We start from the raw sequence: 21,590 nt of genomic DNA on the forward strand, positions 1-21,590 counted from the left end.
AAAAAATGACGACTTTGATTGAAGTAATCTTACTTAACGCTTTATTTATTGCTTCACAAAAATGCCGGTGGTTTGCGTGCCATCTTTCGCGCTTAACCGGTAAGTGTATAATCCTGCGGGCCATGATTGCACGCTGATGTCTGAAGTAGTTTCTGCGATGATGGTTTTTATCAGTACTCTTCCATCTATTCCTGTAATGATTAATTCAAACGTTTCATCAAAGCGGTTATCAGGTAAGTTGATCGTAATCCGGTCACTTGTTGGATTTGGATAAACATGGAAGTCTGAATTTTCAATCTCAGCGGTAAGATGCAGCGGCGAACAAATTGTTGTTTGATTGAAAGTTGTTTTTATCGTCAGCGTATCTTTTTGAATGTTGACTGTATAAACCGTTGGACTGATGAGTGGTTTATTTTTCTCAAACAAAACTCCGCTTGAGGTGGGAGAAATACTTAATGGAGTGGAAGTGCAGGCGGTTACACCTGCTGCATTTTCATGAAATACAGAGATGTCACTTGTGTTGTTGCTGGTACCGACAAATCCGAGAGAAATGATTCTTCCATCCGGCAACTCAAGAGAACGTTGTACTTTTTCCTGTGTGCTTGCAGACTGGCTGAGGGTGTTTGCTGAAATGATGTTTCCACTTCCATCAGTGGTCACCAAAAGGTTCTCATAAACAGATGGGTTGAGTGTGGGAAAATAGGCTCCGGAGATGTCGAAATTTCCGGATGATAATTCTATAACGTTTTTGAAGGTTGGTGTAACGTTGGAGCCGCTTGCAGCACTGCCAATTGGCCAACTCCTGATCCATTGAACATTCAGGGATGCATCCAGTTTCAGTAAGAAGGATTCCGAAACACCACATCCAACGCCAGCAAAACCACCATCCGCTGTTTGAATGCAATCGGTAAGAATTGAATTGTAATCCAACACCACCCATTTTTCAGTTAGAAGATTGCCGTCTGCGTCAACGCGGGAGAAGACGGGATAGAAATCACCGTCGCTTCCATTTGTTCCGCTATTCCATGCAACTACAGAAGAATTATCTGCCTGCGGAAGGATATTTACTCCCGCTGCTCTCTTCGAATGCCAGAAAGTTTTAACAATCGGATTACCTCCGTTTACATCGGTGCGAAACCACAACCAACCACCTTTGCTGTAACCTTCACCGGCCACACCTGTTGCAACATATTTGTGGTTGGGCAGTTGTGCAAGGTCACTTATAATGATTCCCGGTGCATGTTCTGCATTCAAATGGTATCTTTTGAACCATTGTATCGTTCCGGCTGAATTTATTTTCAATAGGATCGCGTCACTTTTATCTCTGCCTGCAATCTTGTATTGACCACTTGCCACCAGGCTGCCACCGGCATCTTCTATAGCATCGGCAAATCTCAAATCGTTTCCCTGGATTGTTATGCTATCGGGATGATATGATTCAATGCCATACCACCACAGCGGAGTTCCATCCGAATTAAGTTTCGTTACAATGCCGGGTCCCCATGCTTTTCCGCTTGCATTATTCATGATCTGTCCCGCTGCAATCACACCTCCGTCAAAAGTGAGTGAGGCACCATTGATGTTGTCAAGATCAGCCGTAAAGCCGGAGTTATCGAGGATAGTGGAATAAACCAGTTGTGCATGCGCGTTGTTGTCCGGTATCATAAAAGCCATTAAAAGCAATGTTAAAATAAAAGTCGCGTAGGTTTTTGTATGCATTGTTTTCATAGCATTATAGTTTAAAATTGTTAGGGAATAATGAATGCTCATCAACAAAAGTGGCACATGCTGTTGAGATTACAGGTTAAATTAAGGAGAAAAATTTCATTGCTTATTTGAACTGGAATGATGATTAATTTCATGATGTTCAGGTAGCTATTTAATTTTTCCGAGGAATAATCTCAGGAGCTGAACATTCATGGGAAGTTTAAAGAGTAGAAGTGAAATTCTATGAAATTCTGGTATGGAAGAAGACTTGCAGCATTGCAATTACTTATTGTTTCAACAACTTCAAAACCTCTTCACGATAGTTTCTGCCAATAGGTAACAGTTGCCCGTTTATTTCAATCTCAGTGGCATCCCATTTTTCTATGGCAACTTTTGAGACGATGTAAGAACGATGGCTGCGTATAAACTGATCAACCGGAAGCAGTTGCTCCATTTCATGCATCGTTTGCCGTGTGACTAACGTTTTGTTTTTCATTACGATCTTTAAGTAATCCTTCTGACTTTCGATGAATAAAATTTCAGCGAATAAAATTTTTACCTGCTTCTTATCAACTGTCACGAAAATATATCCGGCAGGTTTCAACAAAGAAGCTAAAGGAGTTTGCTGCAACGCAACAGGCGCCACAAGCTTATTTGCAGCCTGTAAAAAACGGCTGAACTCAATTGGCTTTACCAGGTAATCAGTCACCTGCCATTCATAACCCTGCAACGCATATTCATGATAAGCGGTGGTGATGATGATTTGGGGCTTGTGTGTTAAAGTCTTCAGTAATTCATAACCTTTTACGGCCGGCAAATGAAGGTCAAGAAAAATTACATCCACTTGTTGTTCACGAAGCACCTGCATCGCCTGCACCGCATCGCTGCACCATGCTACAAAATGTAAGAAGGGGACCTGTCGAATATAATCGGTCAGCACTTCTGCGGCCAGTGGCTCATCTTCAACGATCAGGCAATGCAGTTTGGTCATCCCATTGAAAGGTTAGCAGCGTGGTAAAAAAGCCATTGTTCCTGAAAGTTTCAAAGGTATGAACAGGATACAACAATTCGAGTTGCCGTTTCACATTGCTGAGCCCTATGCCCGACGCTGTTGACGCAACATTGTTTTCGCTTTCTGATTCTATATTATTTTTTACTTCGAAAATCAGGTGGCCTTTTTGTTCTTCGAGGTTGATCGAAATAGTCGTTTTGCCCCGGTTATTACCAGCACCATGTTTGAATGCGTTTTCAACTACCGGCAATAGTAGCAAAGGTGCCACCGGTGCCTGCAGGTTGGAAACGAAAGTGTGACAGGTAACTTGTACTCTCTCACCATAACGGATTTTTTCCAGTTCAATATAATCTTCAATCACTTTCCATTCCTTATCGAGTGGTACAAAAGTTTCTTTGCATTCATGCAGCATGTAACGCAACAATTTTGAAAGTTGCATCACCACCTGTGCAGTTTCAGGTGCCTGTTTTCGTGCCAGCGCATAAATGCTGTTCAATGTATTGAATAAAAAATGCGGATTTGTTTGCGCGCGTAAAAAATTCAATTCCGACTGCAGTTTTTCCCTTATCAGTTGCTGTTCACGTTTCGCATCTTTTAATTGTTTGCGCATCAGTGCCAACGTGCAGGCTGCTCCTGCCACGGTTAGTAAATCAAGCATGCGCCAGATGAACCTCGAGATGCCTTCAGAAACAGAATTTTGTTCAGGCACTTCATGGTGTATCAGTGGCATGATGACCACCTGAATCAGGCCATGATAAGTCAGTAAGCAGAGCGCCATTACGCCAACGGCTGCTGCAGTCAATCGCCATTTTTTTTCTTTTCCCATGCGGGGAATTAAATAATACATCAGGAAATAGGCGATCAGCATTTTAGGCAGCAGCAGAATGGCTTCCGGCAGAAATGATTTTGCAATTCTTACGTCCCAGGGGAGATTGAAGTATGAATAGTTGATGAGGAAAACATTCACATAAGTTTTCAGAAACAGGTACGTTCCCCAAAACAAGACATGAAGCCCGATGCGGTTTTTCATGAATGCAAGATCGGAGTAAGTTGGTGAATAACAGATACCATGAGATCAACGACTGCTTTAGCAAGATAAACAACCAGTTCAAAACGATCATTCATAAACATTAAATTAATAGGTTGTCTGTCAACTATAATGAATGCTTCGTCGCATTTTTCAAATCCTGCAATGAATCTGGCCGTGATTTGTGGAAAATTAATAAAGCATGAAAAGAAAAATACTTTTAACTGCATTGATCTTTCAATACTGTTTAGCATACGGACAACTATTTACAGCAGTTACTACAGGTCCCGTTGTAACAACCGGTGGCGATAGCCGCAGCGTAAATTTTGTGGATCTGAATAATGATGGATGGGACGATATTTTTATCACCAACGGACCTTCTGCAGGTGGCGTGAGTTTTCTGTACTTCAACAATGGAGATGGAAGCTTCGCCAAAGTTTCAGGAGATGACATCGTAACCACGATTGCTCCTTATGATGGCGCAACGATTGCTGATGCAGATAATGACGGCGATTTGGATGTGCTGGCTGTTACGTGGTATGATAAGGTGGATTATTATTTTGTAAACAATGGTGACGGCACTTTTACGAAGTCCGGCAGTAATGCGCTTGGCACCAACACCGGTTATTCTGAAACAGCCAGCTGGGGCGATTATGACAACGATGGATGGTTGGATGCTTATGTCAGTAATAGTGAAGGTGATTTTCATAATTTTTTGTTTCATAATAACGGCGATGGGAGCTTCACAAAAATCACATCAGGTTCAGCTGTCAATGATGTGCAAACTTCCCGTGGCGTAACCTGGTCAGATTTTGACAATGATGGTGATCTTGATTTATATGTTGTAAATGAAAGTTCAGAAGAAAATAACCTCTACCGGAACGATGATGGTACATTCACCAAGATTACAACCGGTCCGCTGGTGAATGATAACCGAAGCACGATGAGCGCAAGCTGGGGCGATGTGGACAATGATGGCGACCTTGATGTGTACACCGCCAATTCAGGATTTTATACCACTCAAAAAAACCAGTTATATATCAATGATGGCGCAGGAAACTTTACTGAAATCACCACAGGTGATGCAGTAACGGATGGTGGTTGTTCATACAGTTCATCCTTTGCTGATTATGACAACGATGGTGATCTTGATCTTGCAGTGAGCAATGGATTCTGCAATGGAACCATCCTCAATTTTCTATATAAAAACAATGGCAGCGGAATTTTTGAACGCGATGAGAACAGTATGGATGATCTCACCACACCCTGTTCATATGGATGCGCGTGGGGCGATGCCAACAATGATGGCTTCCAGGACCTTGTGTTTGCAACTTGCAAGAATAGTGGCGTTGGTGCCAATCCATCTGATTTATTTTATATGAACAATGGTAATGGTAATAAGTGGATTAAAATTGAACTGGCGGGAACACAATCTAACAAGTCAGCGATTGGTGCAAGGGTAAAAGTGAAGGCCACTATCAATGGAAATTCCGTTTGGCAAATGAGGGAAATTACCGCGCAATCAGGTTACTGCTCACAGAATAGTTTAACTGCTCACTTTGGATTGGGCGATGCGACAATAATAGACAGTGTCAAGGTTCATTTTCCGGCGGGCAATGATACAATACTGATCAATGTGCCGGTGAACCAGCAAATTAAAGTGACTGAATCTGCAGTAACCGGAATTCCTGATGCATCTGCAGTTGCTGCTTCCATTTCCTGCTTTCCAAATCCTGCACATGATTCATTTTATATAACACTCAGCAATCACTTGCTTAAAGAAGAGAAGACTGTCAGGCTTTATAATATTGCAGATGTTTTAATAAGTAATAAAATTTTTCCGGCAGGAATTAATGTAATAAAATATACAGAACAGTTGGCCGCCGGATTGTACATTGTTGAAGTAGAAACAAAAAATGAAAAGCAACATCTGAAATTATTGGTTGAATAATTTGAAACGATGTTAGTCTTGAAACAATACACAGATCACCAATAGAAGTCCCGCCAAAGTTCCACGAACTATACTGAAGGTAATTTTACCAGCTCCTTCCTTATTGCAATACTAACGACTAAGGACTCAGGACTAACGACTCCTTACTCACTACTCCCTTCCCCCCAACAATCGCCCCGTTTTTCTTACCATAACAATAAATTAATCAGGTTATCTCTCCAACCTTGAATATCTTTGGCGCCTCATTAAAACTCCCATGAAAAAAAATCTCCTCTCCATTTTTCTTTGTCTGTTCGTTTTTGTTGTTGCCCAGGCAGAAATCCCCATCTCCACTGCCAGAACGATGGCAGAGGGATCAACCGTTACCGTGCGTGGCATTGTGACTAATGCCGGTGAACTGGGAACGATCCGCTATTTGCAGGATCCTACAGGAGGCATCGCTGCTTATTCAACTTCGTTAGCTACTGTTCAGCGTGGCGACAGTGTGGAAATTACCGGCGTGCTCGACTTCTACAATAACTTGATTGAAATAAATCCTGTCAGCAGCTATTCTGTTATCAGTTCAGGAAATCCATTGCCCGAGCCGTTCGTAGTGAACATGGCGACAGGCTATACAGAAAACTATGAGTCAAGACTTGTTCGTTTCAACAATTCAACTTTCATCAGCGTAGGCAGTTTCTCAGCAAGTGCTGATGTGAATTATGAGGCGACTGATGGAAGCGTAACCAGCGCGCAGGTTCGTACCATTCACACTTCTAATATTGCCGGCACGCCCATTCCTAATACACCACTTGATATTATTGGTATCATGAGTCAGTACCAGACCACTTACCAACTGATTCCGCGTGACCTCGATGATTTTGTACTCGCCGGTAATCCACCGGTTTTTACCAATGCACTTTCCCAAAGCAACATTACAACCACATCATTTGATGTTTCATTTAATACTTTGAATCCGGGAACTACGGTGATTTATTATGGAACAACACCAACGTTTGGAAGTGAAGCAAGCAACGCCACCTTAGTTACTGATCACACCATCACTTTAAGTGGCTTAACCGCTGCCACACTTTATTATTTGAAAGGAGTATCAGTCGGCAGTACAGGCGATACCTCTTTTTCTGCTGTTGCCACTATGATCACCCAATCACTTTCTTCAGGCGTCATCAAAACCTATTTCACCCGTTCGGTGGATAATACGGTAGCACAAGGAACCAATGCGGTAAGTCTTCCGCAAATAGCAGATGATACGTTGATTGCATACATGAACAGAACTGTTTATACTATGGATATTGCCATTTACAATATGGATAACGACAATGGTATTGTGGATGCTATTAATGCGGCTTATAACAGAGGCGTTAATGTAAGGGTGATTGGAGATGGTGACAACATGGATGGTGCAGCATGGGCACAATTGAATATTGGAGCTGCCAATAAAAAACTGAGTCCTACCGGGATTGATTATGGCATCATGCACAACAAATTTGTAATTATGGATGCTGGCGCGGCAGACCCGAACAAAGTTTTTCTCTGGACAGGTTCTATGAATTTTACAAATCAGCAGATCAATTCTGATGCAAACAATGTGATCATCTTCCAGGATCAAAGTATCGCAAAAGCTTACCAGGTAGAGTTCAATGAAATGTGGAGCGGTGTATTCGGACCTGATAAAACGAACAATACGCCGAAGGAATTTGTGATAGGCGGAAACAGGGTGGAATTGTATTTCAGTCCGAGTGATGACACCGAAGCTGAGATCAAACGCACCGCTACTTCTGCAGATCATGACCTTGAATTATGTGTTTTTGCTGACACACGTTTCAGTATTTCCTACGCCATTGACGATCGCACGAGTGAGGGCGTTTGGGGCGGTGGTGTGATTGATGATACCAGCAATGGTTCTTTTGCATACAGCATTCTTGCAAGTCACATGGCAGGCACTTTGTTTGTTGCCAGCCATTCCTATCTCGTTCATAATAAATACATGTTGGTAGATGCGAATGCCCCCGGATTGGATCCGGTTATTCTCACCGGTTCACATAACTGGAGCACTTCTGCACAAACAAAAAATGATGAAAACACAGTGGTGGTGCACAATGCAAGCATCGCCAATCAGTATTACCAGGAATGGGTGGCACGTTATCACGATGAAGGTGGAACATTGTTGCCAAGTTACGTGGTTGGTATTCCTGCCACTTCAACGTTGGGTGCGCAATGGACTGTTTATCCAAATCCCACCAGCAACTTTATTGTGCTGGAGCATCACGCAATGCTAAATGAAAAATCCATCGTACGTATTGTTGACTTATCAGGAAGAACACTTTTGGAACAAGTATGGAATAATAGCACTGACCGTCAAACGATGGATGTATCATCTCTTAATAATGGAATGTATCTTGTAATACTAAAAGACGGACCGGAACAGATTACCGGTAAATTCCAGGTGGTGAAGTAATTTATTTTTGAATTATAATTGCAGGCATCCATCAGATAGGTCACGAAGCATTTAGCAGCAACCTATCCGATGGATGTTTTTTTTGTAAAAGCTCAACATGCAGTTACAGTACATCTAATGACAGACTTTGTCAACAGATATATATATCAACTCATAACTTATAGATCATAATTCATACTTCCTTCCAGAGTTCATACATTTGCAAAAATGTGCAGATTATGAAGTTAGTCTTTCCGCTCCTCGTTGTTTTTTTTGTTTTGAATAGCTATTCAGATTACGCTCAAACCAGCCGGCCTAATATAATTATGATTATTGCGGATGATCTTCGCTACGATGCTTTCAGCATGACCGGCGGCCCATCGTTTTTGCAAACACCTTCGATAGATAAAATTGCGAATGAAGGAGCGCGGTTCGACAATTTCTTCTGTGTCTATCCTTTGTGCATTCCATCGCGCGCTACCTTGTTGACAGGCTTGTATCCTCACAGTCATGGTGCCACAGATAACTGCACCTTCATCAAACCCAGCATTAAAACAGTTCCGGAGATTCTTGACGGAAAAGGATACCACACAGGAATGATCGGTAAGTATCATATTGCAACCAAGAAACAAGATGGTTGGGATTATTGGTTTGTTACCTCCCGCAAAATTGAATATGAGGATCCTACCTTTTATTTCAACAGTACAGAACAGGCCATGACCGGTCATGTAGAAAATATTATCAACGATACAGTGCACAGATACCTGAGTGAAGTGGATACGCCTTTTTTTGTAACTATTGGTCACCCTTCTCCGCACCGTCCTGTAACGCCGTTACCACAATACGACGGGATTTATGATGATGAAACAATGCCCATTCCTGATAACTTCTACCAGTTCAGCGCATGGTATCCGTCATTTCTTTATCAGGACACAGACAAATTATATACAGAAGAAAAAGATATTAAGAAAGATTTCAAAAACTATTACGCCGGAATACTTGCAGTAGAAGATAATGTAACAGACATCTTCAGCATTCTGGAAAGCAGAAACCTGCTCGATAATACCATGATTATTTTTCTATCTGACAATGGAGCCAATTATGGTGAACATGAGTTGAAAGGGAAAGGCAAAGTATATGATCCATCTATTCACCTGCCACTTTTTATCCGCTATCCGGCCTGGTATCCGGCCAATACAGTGGTGGATGGAAATTTCTTTTGTCTGAATATTGACATTATGCCAACGATCCTGGATGCGGCGAAAATCAACTATAGCGCGTATCATCCTCAGGGCACTTCAGTTCAAAAACTGATTTCAGGAGCAGTGCAACGCGATGCCTTTTTGTTTGAAAATATTAAGCTGGGCAACAGCACCTGCGATGTGGTGGAAGACAGTGACAATCCTTCCATGCGTGGTATTGTGACTAAGGATTATAAATACGTTAAGAGTCAGTGTGACCATTTTACAGAAGAATTGTATGATCTGAATGCCGATCCACTGGAGACAACGAACCTGATTTACAAGCCCGATTACCAGAATGTTCTGAATGATCTCCGCGATCAACTGGCCGCTCTGAAAATTCAATATTTTGATACCTTGAAGAAAGACAAAAAAATACGGGAATGCTGGCTGATAAAATGTAATCCTGAATCAATCCATGCAGTTATCATCGGTGATACGCTTCCTTTTAAAATGAGTCCGAACCCTGCCACAGAAACTGTTAATTTTTATGGTGAGTTTGACGCACCCACCACTATAACCATCAGCAACCTGATGGGACAGGTGATGTATAATGCCTCTTTAGTCCCTGGTGAAGATGATCAGTCATACAACGTTGATGTCACCGGATTTTCACCGGGTGTTTATTTTGTAGCGATACGACAGGGAAAAAATCTGGAGGTGAAAACATTGTTGAAGAATTAATTATACCAACTTTCCGCTGCCACAGATTTTAATCAAACCGGCAAGTGACATTATCATGAATTTTCCGGATACGTAAACAATTCTGCAAGACGTATGTTACTTTTGAAAAAAAACCAAACCCATGAAAAAAATGTTTTCCCTTCTGCTCGCTGCTGTTTTGACGGGCGGTATAGTTGCAGCGCAAAATCCAATGGATGCTGTTAAGACTGTTGGCGGAGAATCGATGTCAGCCATGAGCTTCAGTTCTGTGATGACGGACCTTACCAGCAACATCAAGTCGAGTTCATTCACTCCTACATTTAAAAAATCAATGGATGACTACCTCGGTAGTTTAAAGTCGATGAATCCAAGTGATATGGCGGCGGCTGGCACTTCTGTTGTGCAGTTGGCAGGAGGATTAAAGTCCACTTCCTTCTTGAACGGATGGACTCCTCCGATGGACATGATGAACAGTTTGAAGAAAGCCACTTCACTGGAGCAGATTGCTCCGATGGCATCAACACTTGTTTCCAACCTTGATCCGAAAATCTTCGAAAAAGATTTTGATCCTGCCACGATTACTTCTGCGTTGGGGATGTTGGGTGGAATGAAATAAACTTCATCATTAATTTAATGATTTGAAAAGCGGGTACTGCCCGCTTTTCTTTTTTTACGTATGCCACTCTCCAGCATTTTTGTGTGAAATTTCTGTCCGTATTGTAGTAGTTATTTTTTTTGAAGAACGCTACCGGAACATATTACCAAACCATGAACCCATCTTCAATGGTGCAATTCAACATAAGCAACATAAACAATCTAAACAATACAAACTCTTCCATCAACTCCAACAAATTCCGGCACTTGCTACAGTGTTTGATCGCAGCAAATGCCGGAATAAGTTAATTGCCTGAACTTTTGTTATGCCATCACCGGACGTTGTTTCTTTTCAGCCGGTAATACAAACGGATCAGTAGCAAGTCCCAGTCCTCTCGCGATAGCAGAACCGAGGTTTACATCCACCATATACCAATGGTGAATCATGCGGCGCATGATCTCTTCTTTTTTAGCACCGCTTATGCCTTGCATTGCGCCGACAATGTTGTTGATGGTATTTTTCTTTTGTGTGTCATTCATCACATTACGGAACAATAAACCAGGTTGCGTATAGTGATCATTTTCACCTGGCGCATTGCGATCATACCAATCAGCAACTGTGCTTTCGAGGTCCATAGGCAACTGCCTGTAGCTTTCATCAGCGATTATATTGTCAAAACTGTTGGGCAGGTAATTCGGATCACTTCCACCATTTTCATCCACGCGCATTAGTCCATCACGGTGATAGTTGTTTACTTCAAACGGACATCTGTTAACCGGAATTTGCTCGAAGTTCACACCGAGGCGATAACGTTGCGCATCTGGATAGGACAACAATCTGCCCTGCAACATTTTATCCGGCGAATAGCTGATACCATTCACCACGTTTGCCGGTGCAAAGGCTGCTTGCTCTACATCCCGGAAATAATTTTCAGGAATTTGATTCAGTTCTAACACACCTACATCAATCAGTGGATAATCCTTGTGCGACCAAACCTTGGTGAGATCAAATGGATTCCAACGGTAATCTTTAGCATCGCGCTCCGGCATCACCTGCACTTTCAAAATCCATTTAGGGAATTCACCCTTTTCAATTGATGTCACCAGGTCACGTTGTGCATGATCCGGATCTTTTCCTTTCATGGTGGTGGCCTCTGCATCCGTAAAGTTTTTAATTCCCTGTTGTGTGATAAAATGGAATTTCACCCAGAATTTTTCATTCTTATCATTGATGAATGAATAAGTATGACTGCCAAATCCATGCATGTGGCGATAACTGAAAGGTGTTCCACGGTCACTCATGAGGATCAATACCTGATGCAGGCTTTCAGGGTTGTGCGACCAGAAGTCCCACATCATCGTTGGACTTTTGGTGTTTGTTTTCGGATCCCGTTTTTGCGTATGAATGAAATCGCTGAATTTTTTCGGGTCTTTGATGAAGAATACCGGTGTGTTATTGCCGGTGAGATCCCAGTTACCGTCTTCCGTATAAAACTTAACGGCGAAGCCACGTGGATCGCGTTCAGCATCGGCGGAACCTTTTTCGCCTCCTACTGTGGAGAAGCGGACAAACACCTTCGTTTCTTTTCCCGGTTTATTGAAGAGCTTCGCTTTGGTAAATTTGGTGATGTCATTTGTTACTGTGAATTTACCAAACATACCTGTTCCTTTTGCATGCACCACTCTTTCCGGAATCCGCTCCCTGTTAAAGTGCGCCATCTTTTCATGAAGAATATAATCCTGCAACAAAACCGGACCGCGTGGGCCGGCCGTCATTGAATTTTCGTGTTCTGTGTAGGGTATGCCTGACGCAGAGGTCAATTTCTTTTTATTGTTTTTCATAACGCGAGATTTTTAAAGTCGAATGTCAAAACTCAAAATTCGTGAGCGCTCAGGTGCTAAACAATGATATTGGAGAGGCGCAATGATGAGTTTTGTCAGGTATCAGGTTTAATTAAAATACCGCGATCATATCGGCAGGGATGATCTGCATCATCAATAAACAGATACTTGCAATAAACATCACTGCCGCGCCCGCTTAATGCGAACGCAGCAGTGAATAATTCCCGAAGGATTCTAAGATATTAATTGCTAAGAACTATTGAAGCAAAACGATCTTCCTGATAAGTATTTCATCATTAGCATGAAACTTTAAAAGGTAAACACCAGGTGAGAGATGATTGCAATTGAGTGTTGTTTTGAATGCTCCAACAGAACAATTTTCATCTATTACCTGCTGCACTAAATGTCCTTCAGCATCATATATATCAATCCGCACGTTTGCAGCTTCGGGTATAGCATAGTAAATAGTGGTACTGTTTTGAAATGGATTGGGATAGAGGTTGAGATACGTATCACTCCTGTAATGGATAACGGAAATTGTTTTGGAATAAGAAAAAATTCCATTAAAGTCTGTTTGCATCAGGCGATAATAATTGATGTTTTCATACGGGTTTTCATCAGTGTAGGAATATGAATGCTGATGTGTTGCAATGCCTGCACCATCTATGATTGCGATGGATTCAAATGTTTTCGCATCGCTGCTTCGTTCAACAGTGAAATAATCATTGTTCAGTTCCGAAGCGGTTTCCCACTTCAAAAGGGTTTGATTGCCGTAGTTGGTTGCGTTAAAATCAAGCAGTTCGATCGGCAGTGGCGTGCAAGCTGTAAGACCTGTAATTTTACGAATGCGGTTATTTACATTGTCTCCAATAATTAAATTGCAATTGGTCTCCACCGCAAGCGACCAGGGTCCATTGAGTTTCGCGAGTTCAGGAAGGCCACCGTCACCGGAAAAACCCGCTGTGGATCCGGCAATCGTGCTGATGATGTTCGTGCCGGCAGTAATTTTCCGGATACGGTTGTTGCCCTGATCCGCGATGTAAACATTTCCAGCTGCGTCAACGGCCAATCCCTGCGGCCCGTTAAATTTTGCGGCGGTAGCGGCACCAAGGTCGCCGGAAAATCCTGCCGTGCCTGTTCCTGCTATGGTAGTAATGATACCGGTACTGAGTGTTATTTTCCGCACTTTATTATTTCCGCCATCACCGATGTAGATATTTCCTGCCACATCCACTGCTATGCCTGCCGGATAATTTAACCTTGCAGCAGTGGCAGGTCCGCCATCGCCGGTTGAACCTGCGGTGCCTGTTCCTGCCACCGAAGTGATGATGCCTGTGCTGATGGATATCATGCGGATCTTGTGGTTGTAGCAATCGGCGATATATAAGTTATTTCCTCCCGCATCAAACGCCATGGCTGCCGGATAATTTAATCTTGCGCCTGAAGCGCTTCCGCCATCACCTGTTGTGCCTGCACTTCCGTTGATGCCTGCGAAGATGGTAATGATGCCGGTGCCGGCTGCTACTTTGCAAATGATGTTACTGCCTGCATCGGCGATGAAAATATTTCCGGTTGCATCAGGAACCACTCCCAAAACATACCAACTGAATGTTGCGGATGTTGCGGGCGTTCCGTTACCTGCAAAAAATCCGGGTGCAATGCCGGGGTTGCCGGCAACAGTACTAATGATGCCGGTGGCTGCATTTATCTTACGAACGCAGGCATTAGACATATCGGCCACATAAATATTTCCTGCCGCATCAATCGCAACGCCGGCCGGATAATATAATTTGGCTGTAACAGCAGTTATTCCATCACCATTGTAGCCGGCGACTCCCGTTCCGGCTACGGTATTGATCACCTGCGCATCGCAAATATTTTGATGTAACAGTAAGCAGGTAATTGATAATATGTGAATCAGGTTTTTGATTACATGCTGTTTTATTGTTTGATGAACTGTGCCTGAAAGACCGTATGCGCAGCATTTAATTTTAAGAAATACATTCCGTGTGTTAATGATTCAATGTCAAGAGTTGCAGTGGAATTTCCTTTGTGCATTAACTGTTGGTGATTGATCAATATTCTTCCCGCCATGTCTGTCACCTGCACCGTTATGTTTTCATCGTCTTCAAAAAATACGTCATAGTATAAAACACTGTTTGCAGGATTCGGATACACATTGACGTAGAAGGGTTCGTAATTTTTTACTGCCACAATGTTTGAATAAGTAACTGTTCCGTCAAAATCAGTTTGCTTCAACCGGTAATAACTGATGCCTGAAAATGGTTTTTCATCCACTAAAGAATAAATCTGCTGATGTATCGAGTTGCCTGCACCATTCACATTTCCAATCGCATCAAAGATTTCCGCATCAATACTTCTTTCAACCGTAAAATAATCGTTGTTCATTTCGGAAGCCGTCATCCACGATGTAAGCACTGTTTTATTTGAAAGTAGTTTTGCTTTAAATGAAATTAATTCAATGGGTAACGGAGTGACTAAGGAACTACAGATCAAACCTGCTGAAACAGTTCCGCCGGCACTTACGGTTTGCGATGTAGCGCCCAATGACAATGCTGAAGCAGTTGTTCCATAAGCCACACCACCGGTGGTTACTCCGGATCCAATGGTTATTAAAGCAGTAATATCTGTTCCGCAACAAACACTGTTTCCGCTCGCATCGGTTTTTATCAGTATGCCTTTGTTGCCGAAACTGTTGGTGTATGCGGCAATCACGAATCCGCCGTCGGGCGTTTGTTTCACATCCATGCCTCTTTCGATAGTACCGAGGTTAAATGCCTTTGCCCATGTTAAAGCACCGGAAGCGTCTGTTTTTATTAAAATGATATCTCCGTTGGCAGTGCCTGTGATGGCAAAACCGCCGTCAGTAGTCTGGCACACGGCATTGCTCATGCCTCCGCTGTAGCTGAATGTTTTTCCCCATTGCGCCGCGCCGCTGGCATTTGCTTTCACTAGAAAAATACCATTCGTAGTGGAGTTGCCCGTCATAATAAAGCCACCATCTGTTGTAGTCTGCAGGTCTTGTCCGCCACCTGTGCCGGAGCCGTAATGAAACGAGTTCGACCACTGCATTGCTCCCGTGGAATTCACTTTGATCAGATCGAAAGATCCACCCATGCTGTAATCACCACCGGGCGCTAACAATGCATATCCTCCATCACTTGTCTGCCGCACAGCGCGTGCTTCTTCGGTACAACAGATGGCACCACCGTTAGAACCATAAGAATATTTCCACGTAACATTTCCGTTTGCATCCAGCTTCATGAGATACGGAACTGTATAGCCCTCCATTTGCGGCCCGCAAACAATGTAACCTCCGTCGGTAGTTTGCTTTACTGAAAAGGCCCAGCCGCCCCATGCGAATATGCTGGCGTAACAATCATAGGTCTTGCTCCATTGAACCGTGCCATCTGAAGTGGTCTTGATAAGCATCGGGCGTGTGTAGCACGACGAACCTGACGGGCTGCATCCATTGTCAACGCCACCTGCGATGATGAATCCGCCATCAGCAGTCGGCTCATGCCTGAGCACATGATAGTAGGCGTTGTATTGGATCACGGCATACGATTTTTGCCAGAGGATACTGCCGTCAGGATTCAGGTTGGTTAAAAATATATCAGCTGTGTTCAGGTACACAACAGCGGGATAGTAGTCTCCCGGATTGGCATTGTTGCTGCCTGCATTTCCCAAAACAGTGTAACCACCGGCAGCAGTGAGTTGAACGGAATAAATTGCGGACTGATTTGTTTCACCAATGATTTGAATAAAGGAATTAGAAACGGAATTGCAGGGAGCGGTAATGGTGATGTTACTCCCGTTTTCGGTTCCAGTAAAAACATTGTTTGAACTTTTTACGCGGATCCTGTAATTGCCGGAGGCAATGGTCCCGGAAGGAATGGAAGCGAGAATAGTACCACTGCCTGCAGTAGAAGTCAATGTGCCCAGTACAGTTGTTCCGGATAAAAATCCACCGGAAGAATTTGATAATTCCGCTGTGAAAACATTTCCTGCCAGTAATGAGGAAGTACATCCGACCGTAAATGAAACGCCGATGGTGCTGTTGGCACAAAAAGGAGATCCTGTTACGGTTGCAGTGATCGATTGATTGGAAAGATCAACGCCGTTGTTGTTTCCGGTAAGTGCGGGATTCGAAGATTTCACTCTTATTCTGTAATAATTTCCAATGGCTGAAGCAAGTGGCATTGTTGCGACAATGGTGCCTGATGTAGTGGAAGAAAGTGAACCAATTACAGTTGGTGCAGCAAATGATCCTGTTGCATCTGATAATTCTGCAGTGAATACATTTCCTGCAGCAAAGGCAGTACACGATGATGGCACCGTGTATTTTACATTGATGATACTTCCATTGCAGATCGTTGCTGTACTTAAAGGCAATGTTGCCAGCGGAGCAATGGTGAATGCTGCAGGTCCGTTAAAATTTACGATGCGTGCCTGCGTGGCACCGAAGGTGATGTAGGTGCCTGATCCGAAGGAAGTTGCACACGAAGTTGGCAAAACCGGAAAGTAAGCGGTGGTGATAATATCGTTTTGTCCTGATGGTGGTGTCGTTCCAAATTGTACGGTAGAACCAATATCACCCACATCAAACTGATCACCTGATGACCAGAGAATCTGCCAGTTCAAATGACTTGCAAATAAATTTTTAGTTACGCTTGCTGTGTTTGCATTGGTAGTACCTGTGAATGCGGGATTAGAACTGATCACTCTTATGCGATAACCTGTTCCAACAGGCGTTCCTCCGGGAATGACGGCATTGATGGTTCCGCTGGTAATGGATGATACAGAACCAATACTGAGAGGCACAGCAAACGAACCCGCTGCATCTGATAGTTGAGCCGTGAATACATTGCCTGCATTGAAGACTGCACATCCGCCGCTAACCGAGAAAGGAATCGTAATAGCGGCACCAGGACAAACAGGAACATAAGAAGGAGTTCCTGTAATCAAAGGTGAATTGACTGTTAAGTTCGTGCCGTTATCGGTGCCGGTTACAACAGGGTTACCGGCAATTATTCTTATCCGGTAAGATGCGCCGGGAACAGTACCTCCCGGAATAATTGCACTGATGGATCCTGATGCAGTTGCGGATAAAGTTCCGATCGTAACCGGTGCGGCAAATGAACCCGTCTCATCCGACAACTGAGCAGTGAAAATATTTCCGGCATTAAATCCGCAAGCGGTGAAAGGCACGCTCAACGAAGCGCCCTGGCAAAAGGGTGATCCTGAAATAGCATTGGTGGTTAGTGAGGATGCTGATTGCGATAAAGTTCCGAAGCTCGTAGTTCCATTTGCAACGCCTGTAATGGTTTGTGTGCTAGTTATGTTTTTGGTAAGATTTCCGTTTGATGCAACAGGACAAAGTGTGGCAGCTCTTACAAAAATTCCAGTGATGGTAATCTGATCGCAACAGGCAGTGCCTGCTCCGTTTCCTACCACGGAGATCGTAATCTGAGCAGCGGTAACGCTGGTGATGATTGCGCTGACAATGTCAGGCGCAACGGTGCTGGAAGCAGTACCAACTCCGGGTTGAAATTCAAAACCGGCAGGACAATCGAGAATCAGGTTTCCGCCTGTCTGTGATATATCATTTGTGGCGCCTTCTAAAATAACGATGGTGCCAAGTGCAGAATAAGCGGGAAAAGTGAGGTTGCTCAGTGTATAAGATGTATTGGCGAGACCACCTACTGTGATGGTTACATTTGCATTGGCAAGTGAAGAAAGCAAAACAAAAAATAAGGATAAAACAGATGCAGGAAAATAATGATAAGCGCTTTTCGTACTTAAAAAATTAGTCTTACAAATGCTTATTGCGAATTGTAGTGGAATCAATTTATTCAGTTGCTCGCCGGCATTCTGCTTCATTGCCTTCATTATAAATACTTAAACTGTAATAAGGTATGCCCCTGTTTCACTCTTTAATTAGCTTGATGGATTGATTAATGTTTGTTGAAATTATTTTCAGCATGTAAATTCCGGACGGCAATGCATTACCGTCTAACACATAAGTGTAATTACCGGCTTGCAAATATTCATCAACAAGTATTTTTAATTCCCTTCCTGCAACATCATTTAACAGGAGTTGCACATGGCCTGCCTTTTCTGCTTTGTAAAATATTGCTGTTGATGCACTGAACGGGTTCGGAAAATTCTTTATCGTCATGGCAGGGTTTTGCATTTGGTTGATGCCGGTTGCAATTTCATTCCAACTAGCAATGTGTGCCACATTCTCAGCTCCTGCTGTGGTAAACAATCCGCCTGCATACAGATCTCCGTTATATTCACAAAGCGTATTCGCTCCAAACGCATTGGATCCGTTATAAAAGAATCCGCCGTTAAGACTGCTCCACGAGGTGCCATCCCATTTTGCGATACCATTCGTAGTGATGCCGCCGGATTCGGTAAAGTAACCGCCTGCAAACAGATTGCCCTTGTAAGTGGTAAGTGCGAATACATATTGATAAAAATCTCCTGCCATTCCACTGCTAAAGGCCGACCAGTTTGTTCCGTCCCACATGGCAATGTGATTTGCATTTACACTTCCTGCGCTGAGAAACAATCCTCCGGCAACAAGATTATTGTTGTAGTTACCCAGTGAATAAACAATGCCGCCAATTCCATCTCCTAAGGAAGCCCATGAGGTGCCATCCCATTGAGCAATATGATTTGAAGTAACACCACCGGCAGTTGTAAAAAATCCTCCGGCAATCAATTCATTGTTGTACACATTGAGCGTCATCACCTGCGAGTTCATGCCGCTGCCAAGGTTGAACCAACCTGCTGAGTTATTCCAACCCACTATATAATTAGCAGGGAAGCCGTCTGCATCTGTAAAATAGCCGCCAACGATTAAATCGTTGTTGTAAACAGTTAAGGAAGAAACGATGCTGCCAACGTCACCATTCACATCAGACCAGGTTGTTCCGTTCCACTTGGCGAGGTTTGAAACAGTAGTTGAGCCGGCTTGAGAAAACTGACCACCCACAATTAATTTACCGTTGTAAACGGTGAGCGCATTCACCCAGCCATTCACGCCTGAACCCAACGCACTCCAGGAATTGCCGTCCCATTTGGCTATGTAGTTTGCCGGTACTCCACCTGCACATGTAAATCGTCCTCCCACAATCAGGTCGCCATTGTAAACTACGGATGCATTAATCCAGTCGCACATGCCGGCTCCGACATCTGACCATGTTTGAGCAATTGCTTTTTCTACTGGCATTGAAAAGGACAAAATCATTATAGCCATTAAAAATGAATCCTTAAATCCTGTTTTCATTTTGATTTTTTTTTTCATCGAATCGATGAAAGGTTGGAAAGAGTATACCATGAAAATTATCACCGGGAAGATTGCGCGACTTGTGTATCTCCGGATGGAATGCAGTGACACTAACTAAACCGTTGGCGCGTGAAATGGAAATCCGGGGCGATTGCGCCCTAAGGTGAGGCCATGAAAAATAAAGCGGCACCGTTAAAACGAAGTTGCAGATTGCGCTAAAAAAATGTTGCATTCCATCATTTTTTATTGACAACTGCCACAAAGTTCCAAAACCGGAAATTGTTTGATAATGATTTATGTCAGGTTATTGAGCGATTTTTTCAATTGCAACGAAATGAATGCAGGCGATCTGCTTTGCTTTATTTAGTGAAATATCCGCTGCAGCAGGTTAGGATTGAAATGGCAGCTGATCAATGTTTATCTGCATAAAACGAAGCAATCCTTCATGCGTCACGTTTTAGTTGTAACTCTGAACAAGTTTTCGTTTTTTGTGATGATTTCTTACCACTTCATTTTATCACTTCCATTCAAAAAAATAATCTGATGATACAACATTTGCTTAAATACTGGTACCTGCCTTTGCTCCGTGGATTGTTATTCCTGGCAGCAGGCATTTATATGATTGTGAATCCTCTTGAATCTGCATTGGGATTCACCGTGTTGGTAGGTTACCTTGCCATAGCAGCCGGTGTGCTTTACCTGATTGAAATAATCGGCCACTGGAATGAGATGCACCATAAGGGCTGGATCGTTGCACGTGGCGTACTTGATATTTTGTTTGGATGGATGGTGCTCCGGTCGGTTGTTTCTTCACTCATTATTTTCACGATCATCTTTGGATTCTGGGCCATCATGTCCGGAGCGATAGCAGTAGTTGCAGCACTGGAATTCAAACGCAAAGGTCATCAACAATGGTGGCTGGGTTTGTTACTTGCTGCACTAACAATTATCGCGGGATTGTACATCAGTCTAAATCCATTGATTTCAAATCTTACGCTCATGATCTTTTTCGGATTGCAAATGATTGTGCTCGCCTTGTTTGAGATTATGCTCTCGCTGCGTATCAGGAGCTTGCATGCACGGGTAAAAGAAAAAGCATAAGCCACCCATTTTTTATTTATAGCTGCAAATGCGGAAGCAACGAGTTTAGTATCAGCAACAGTTTTTACTGCAGGTGGGGTACTAAAGTGAATGCAAACATTTGATAATGTGTTCCGGAATTCCCGGTAGATACAAACTAAAAGAAATGCACCATCAGCATTTTACTGACACGCTGACTGAATATTTTGAAAGTGTAGGCGTAGAAAAGATTTTTGCAGGGAATGATTTTATTTTGAAAGAAGGTGAGGTGGAGAAAAATCTTTATTTCATTCAATCAGGCGCTGTAAGAATATTTCGGTTGTCAGAGTTTGAAGAGCAGACCATCCGCTTCGGTTATCCAGGCTCCTTTATCAACTCATTAAGCTCTTTTATCACAGCAACGCCTTCTGAATTTTATATTCAGACCTTTCGCAAAACAACTCTTAAGATGATCTCCAAGGAAGACTTCCGGCAGTTAGTGACCAGGAATGCAGAAAATATAAAACAATACGCTGCCTTGCTGGAAATACTGATTACGCAACAAATTGAAAGAGAGATTGATTTGCTTACCGTATCAGTAACTGAAAGATTAAAAAGGGTGTTACAAAGGAGCCCTGACCTGTTTCAGCAAGTGCCGCTTAAATATATTGCATCTTATCTTAGAATGACTCCGGAAACACTAAGCCGGATTCGTAATTCTTGATTTCAATCAAGGCGG

The 21,590-nt window shown here is 43.0% G+C and carries 13 protein-coding genes; 6 read left to right on the forward strand and 7 right to left on the reverse strand.

The features are described 5' to 3' along the window. Positions 1 to 45 precede the first annotated feature (45 nt). The 3 genes from IPO83_10450 to IPO83_10460 all read right to left on the reverse strand — a co-directional run bounded on the left by IPO83_10450 (position 46) and on the right by IPO83_10460 (position 3,749). Positions 46 to 1,728 carry a T9SS type A sorting domain-containing protein gene (locus IPO83_10450; GenBank protein ID MBK9731685.1) on the reverse strand — a complete coding sequence of 561 codons (1,683 nt, stop codon included), beginning with the start codon at positions 1,726 to 1,728 and terminating at the stop codon, positions 46 to 48. A gap of 265 nt (positions 1,729 to 1,993) precedes the next feature. Beyond that, positions 1,994 to 2,698, reverse strand: coding sequence for a response regulator transcription factor (locus tag IPO83_10455; protein MBK9731686.1), 705 nt, complete (start codon positions 2,696 to 2,698; stop codon positions 1,994 to 1,996). Then, positions 2,670 to 3,749: a histidine kinase gene (locus IPO83_10460; GenBank protein MBK9731687.1), complete on the reverse strand. Its 1,080-nt coding sequence runs from the start codon at positions 3,747 to 3,749 to the stop codon at positions 2,670 to 2,672. The genes IPO83_10455 and IPO83_10460 overlap by 29 nt, the downstream gene beginning before the upstream one ends. A gap of 199 nt (positions 3,750 to 3,948) precedes the next feature. Here IPO83_10460 and IPO83_10465 point away from each other — a divergent pair, with 199 nt between their 5' ends. The 4 genes from IPO83_10465 to IPO83_10480 all read left to right on the forward strand — a co-directional run bounded on the left by IPO83_10465 (position 3,949) and on the right by IPO83_10480 (position 10,654). Next, positions 3,949 to 5,697: a VCBS repeat-containing protein gene (locus IPO83_10465; protein MBK9731688.1), complete on the forward strand. Its 1,749-nt coding sequence runs from the start codon at positions 3,949 to 3,951 to the stop codon at positions 5,695 to 5,697. A gap of 256 nt (positions 5,698 to 5,953) precedes the next feature. Next, entirely contained in the window at positions 5,954 to 8,155 is a 2,202-nt protein-coding gene (locus IPO83_10470; GenBank protein ID MBK9731689.1) for a T9SS type A sorting domain-containing protein, read from the forward strand. A 218-nt stretch (positions 8,156 to 8,373) separates the two neighbouring features. Beyond that, positions 8,374 to 10,059 carry a sulfatase-like hydrolase/transferase gene (locus IPO83_10475; GenBank protein MBK9731690.1) on the forward strand — a complete coding sequence of 562 codons (1,686 nt, stop codon included), beginning with the start codon at positions 8,374 to 8,376 and terminating at the stop codon, positions 10,057 to 10,059. A 121-nt stretch (positions 10,060 to 10,180) separates the two neighbouring features. Continuing rightward, positions 10,181 to 10,654 carry a hypothetical protein gene (locus IPO83_10480; protein MBK9731691.1) on the forward strand — a complete coding sequence of 158 codons (474 nt, stop codon included), beginning with the start codon at positions 10,181 to 10,183 and terminating at the stop codon, positions 10,652 to 10,654. A 302-nt stretch (positions 10,655 to 10,956) separates the two neighbouring features. Here the strand turns inward: IPO83_10480 and IPO83_10485 are convergent, their stop codons facing one another. The 4 genes from IPO83_10485 to IPO83_10500 form a co-directional block, all read right to left on the reverse strand. Next, on the reverse strand, positions 10,957 to 12,474 hold the full coding sequence (locus IPO83_10485) for a catalase (GenBank protein MBK9731692.1): 1,518 nt from the start codon (positions 12,472 to 12,474) through the stop codon (positions 10,957 to 10,959). A gap of 256 nt (positions 12,475 to 12,730) precedes the next feature. Further along, a complete protein-coding gene (locus IPO83_10490) occupies positions 12,731 to 14,335 on the reverse strand; it encodes a T9SS type A sorting domain-containing protein (GenBank protein MBK9731693.1) in 1,605 nt (534 codons plus the stop codon). 80 nt (positions 14,336 to 14,415) lie between these two features. Continuing rightward, entirely contained in the window at positions 14,416 to 18,387 is a 3,972-nt protein-coding gene (locus IPO83_10495; protein MBK9731694.1) for a T9SS type A sorting domain-containing protein, read from the reverse strand. A 37-nt stretch (positions 18,388 to 18,424) separates the two neighbouring features. Next, a complete protein-coding gene (locus tag IPO83_10500) occupies positions 18,425 to 19,792 on the reverse strand; it encodes a T9SS type A sorting domain-containing protein (protein ID MBK9731695.1) in 1,368 nt (455 codons plus the stop codon). Positions 19,793 to 20,335: 543 nt separating this feature from the next. On the opposite strand from IPO83_10500, the gene IPO83_10505 reads away from it, so the two are divergent. Together IPO83_10505 and IPO83_10510 are read left to right on the forward strand one after the other, a co-directional pair. Continuing rightward, positions 20,336 to 20,893, forward strand: coding sequence for a DUF308 domain-containing protein (locus tag IPO83_10505; protein ID MBK9731696.1), 558 nt, complete (start codon positions 20,336 to 20,338; stop codon positions 20,891 to 20,893). A gap of 106 nt (positions 20,894 to 20,999) precedes the next feature. Then, on the forward strand, positions 21,000 to 21,575 hold the full coding sequence (locus IPO83_10510) for a Crp/Fnr family transcriptional regulator (GenBank protein ID MBK9731697.1): 576 nt from the start codon (positions 21,000 to 21,002) through the stop codon (positions 21,573 to 21,575). Positions 21,576 to 21,590 lie beyond the last annotated feature (15 nt).

Source organism: Chitinophagaceae bacterium, from assembly GCA_016717285.1.
GTDB lineage: Bacteria > Bacteroidota > Bacteroidia > Chitinophagales > UBA10324 > JACCZZ01.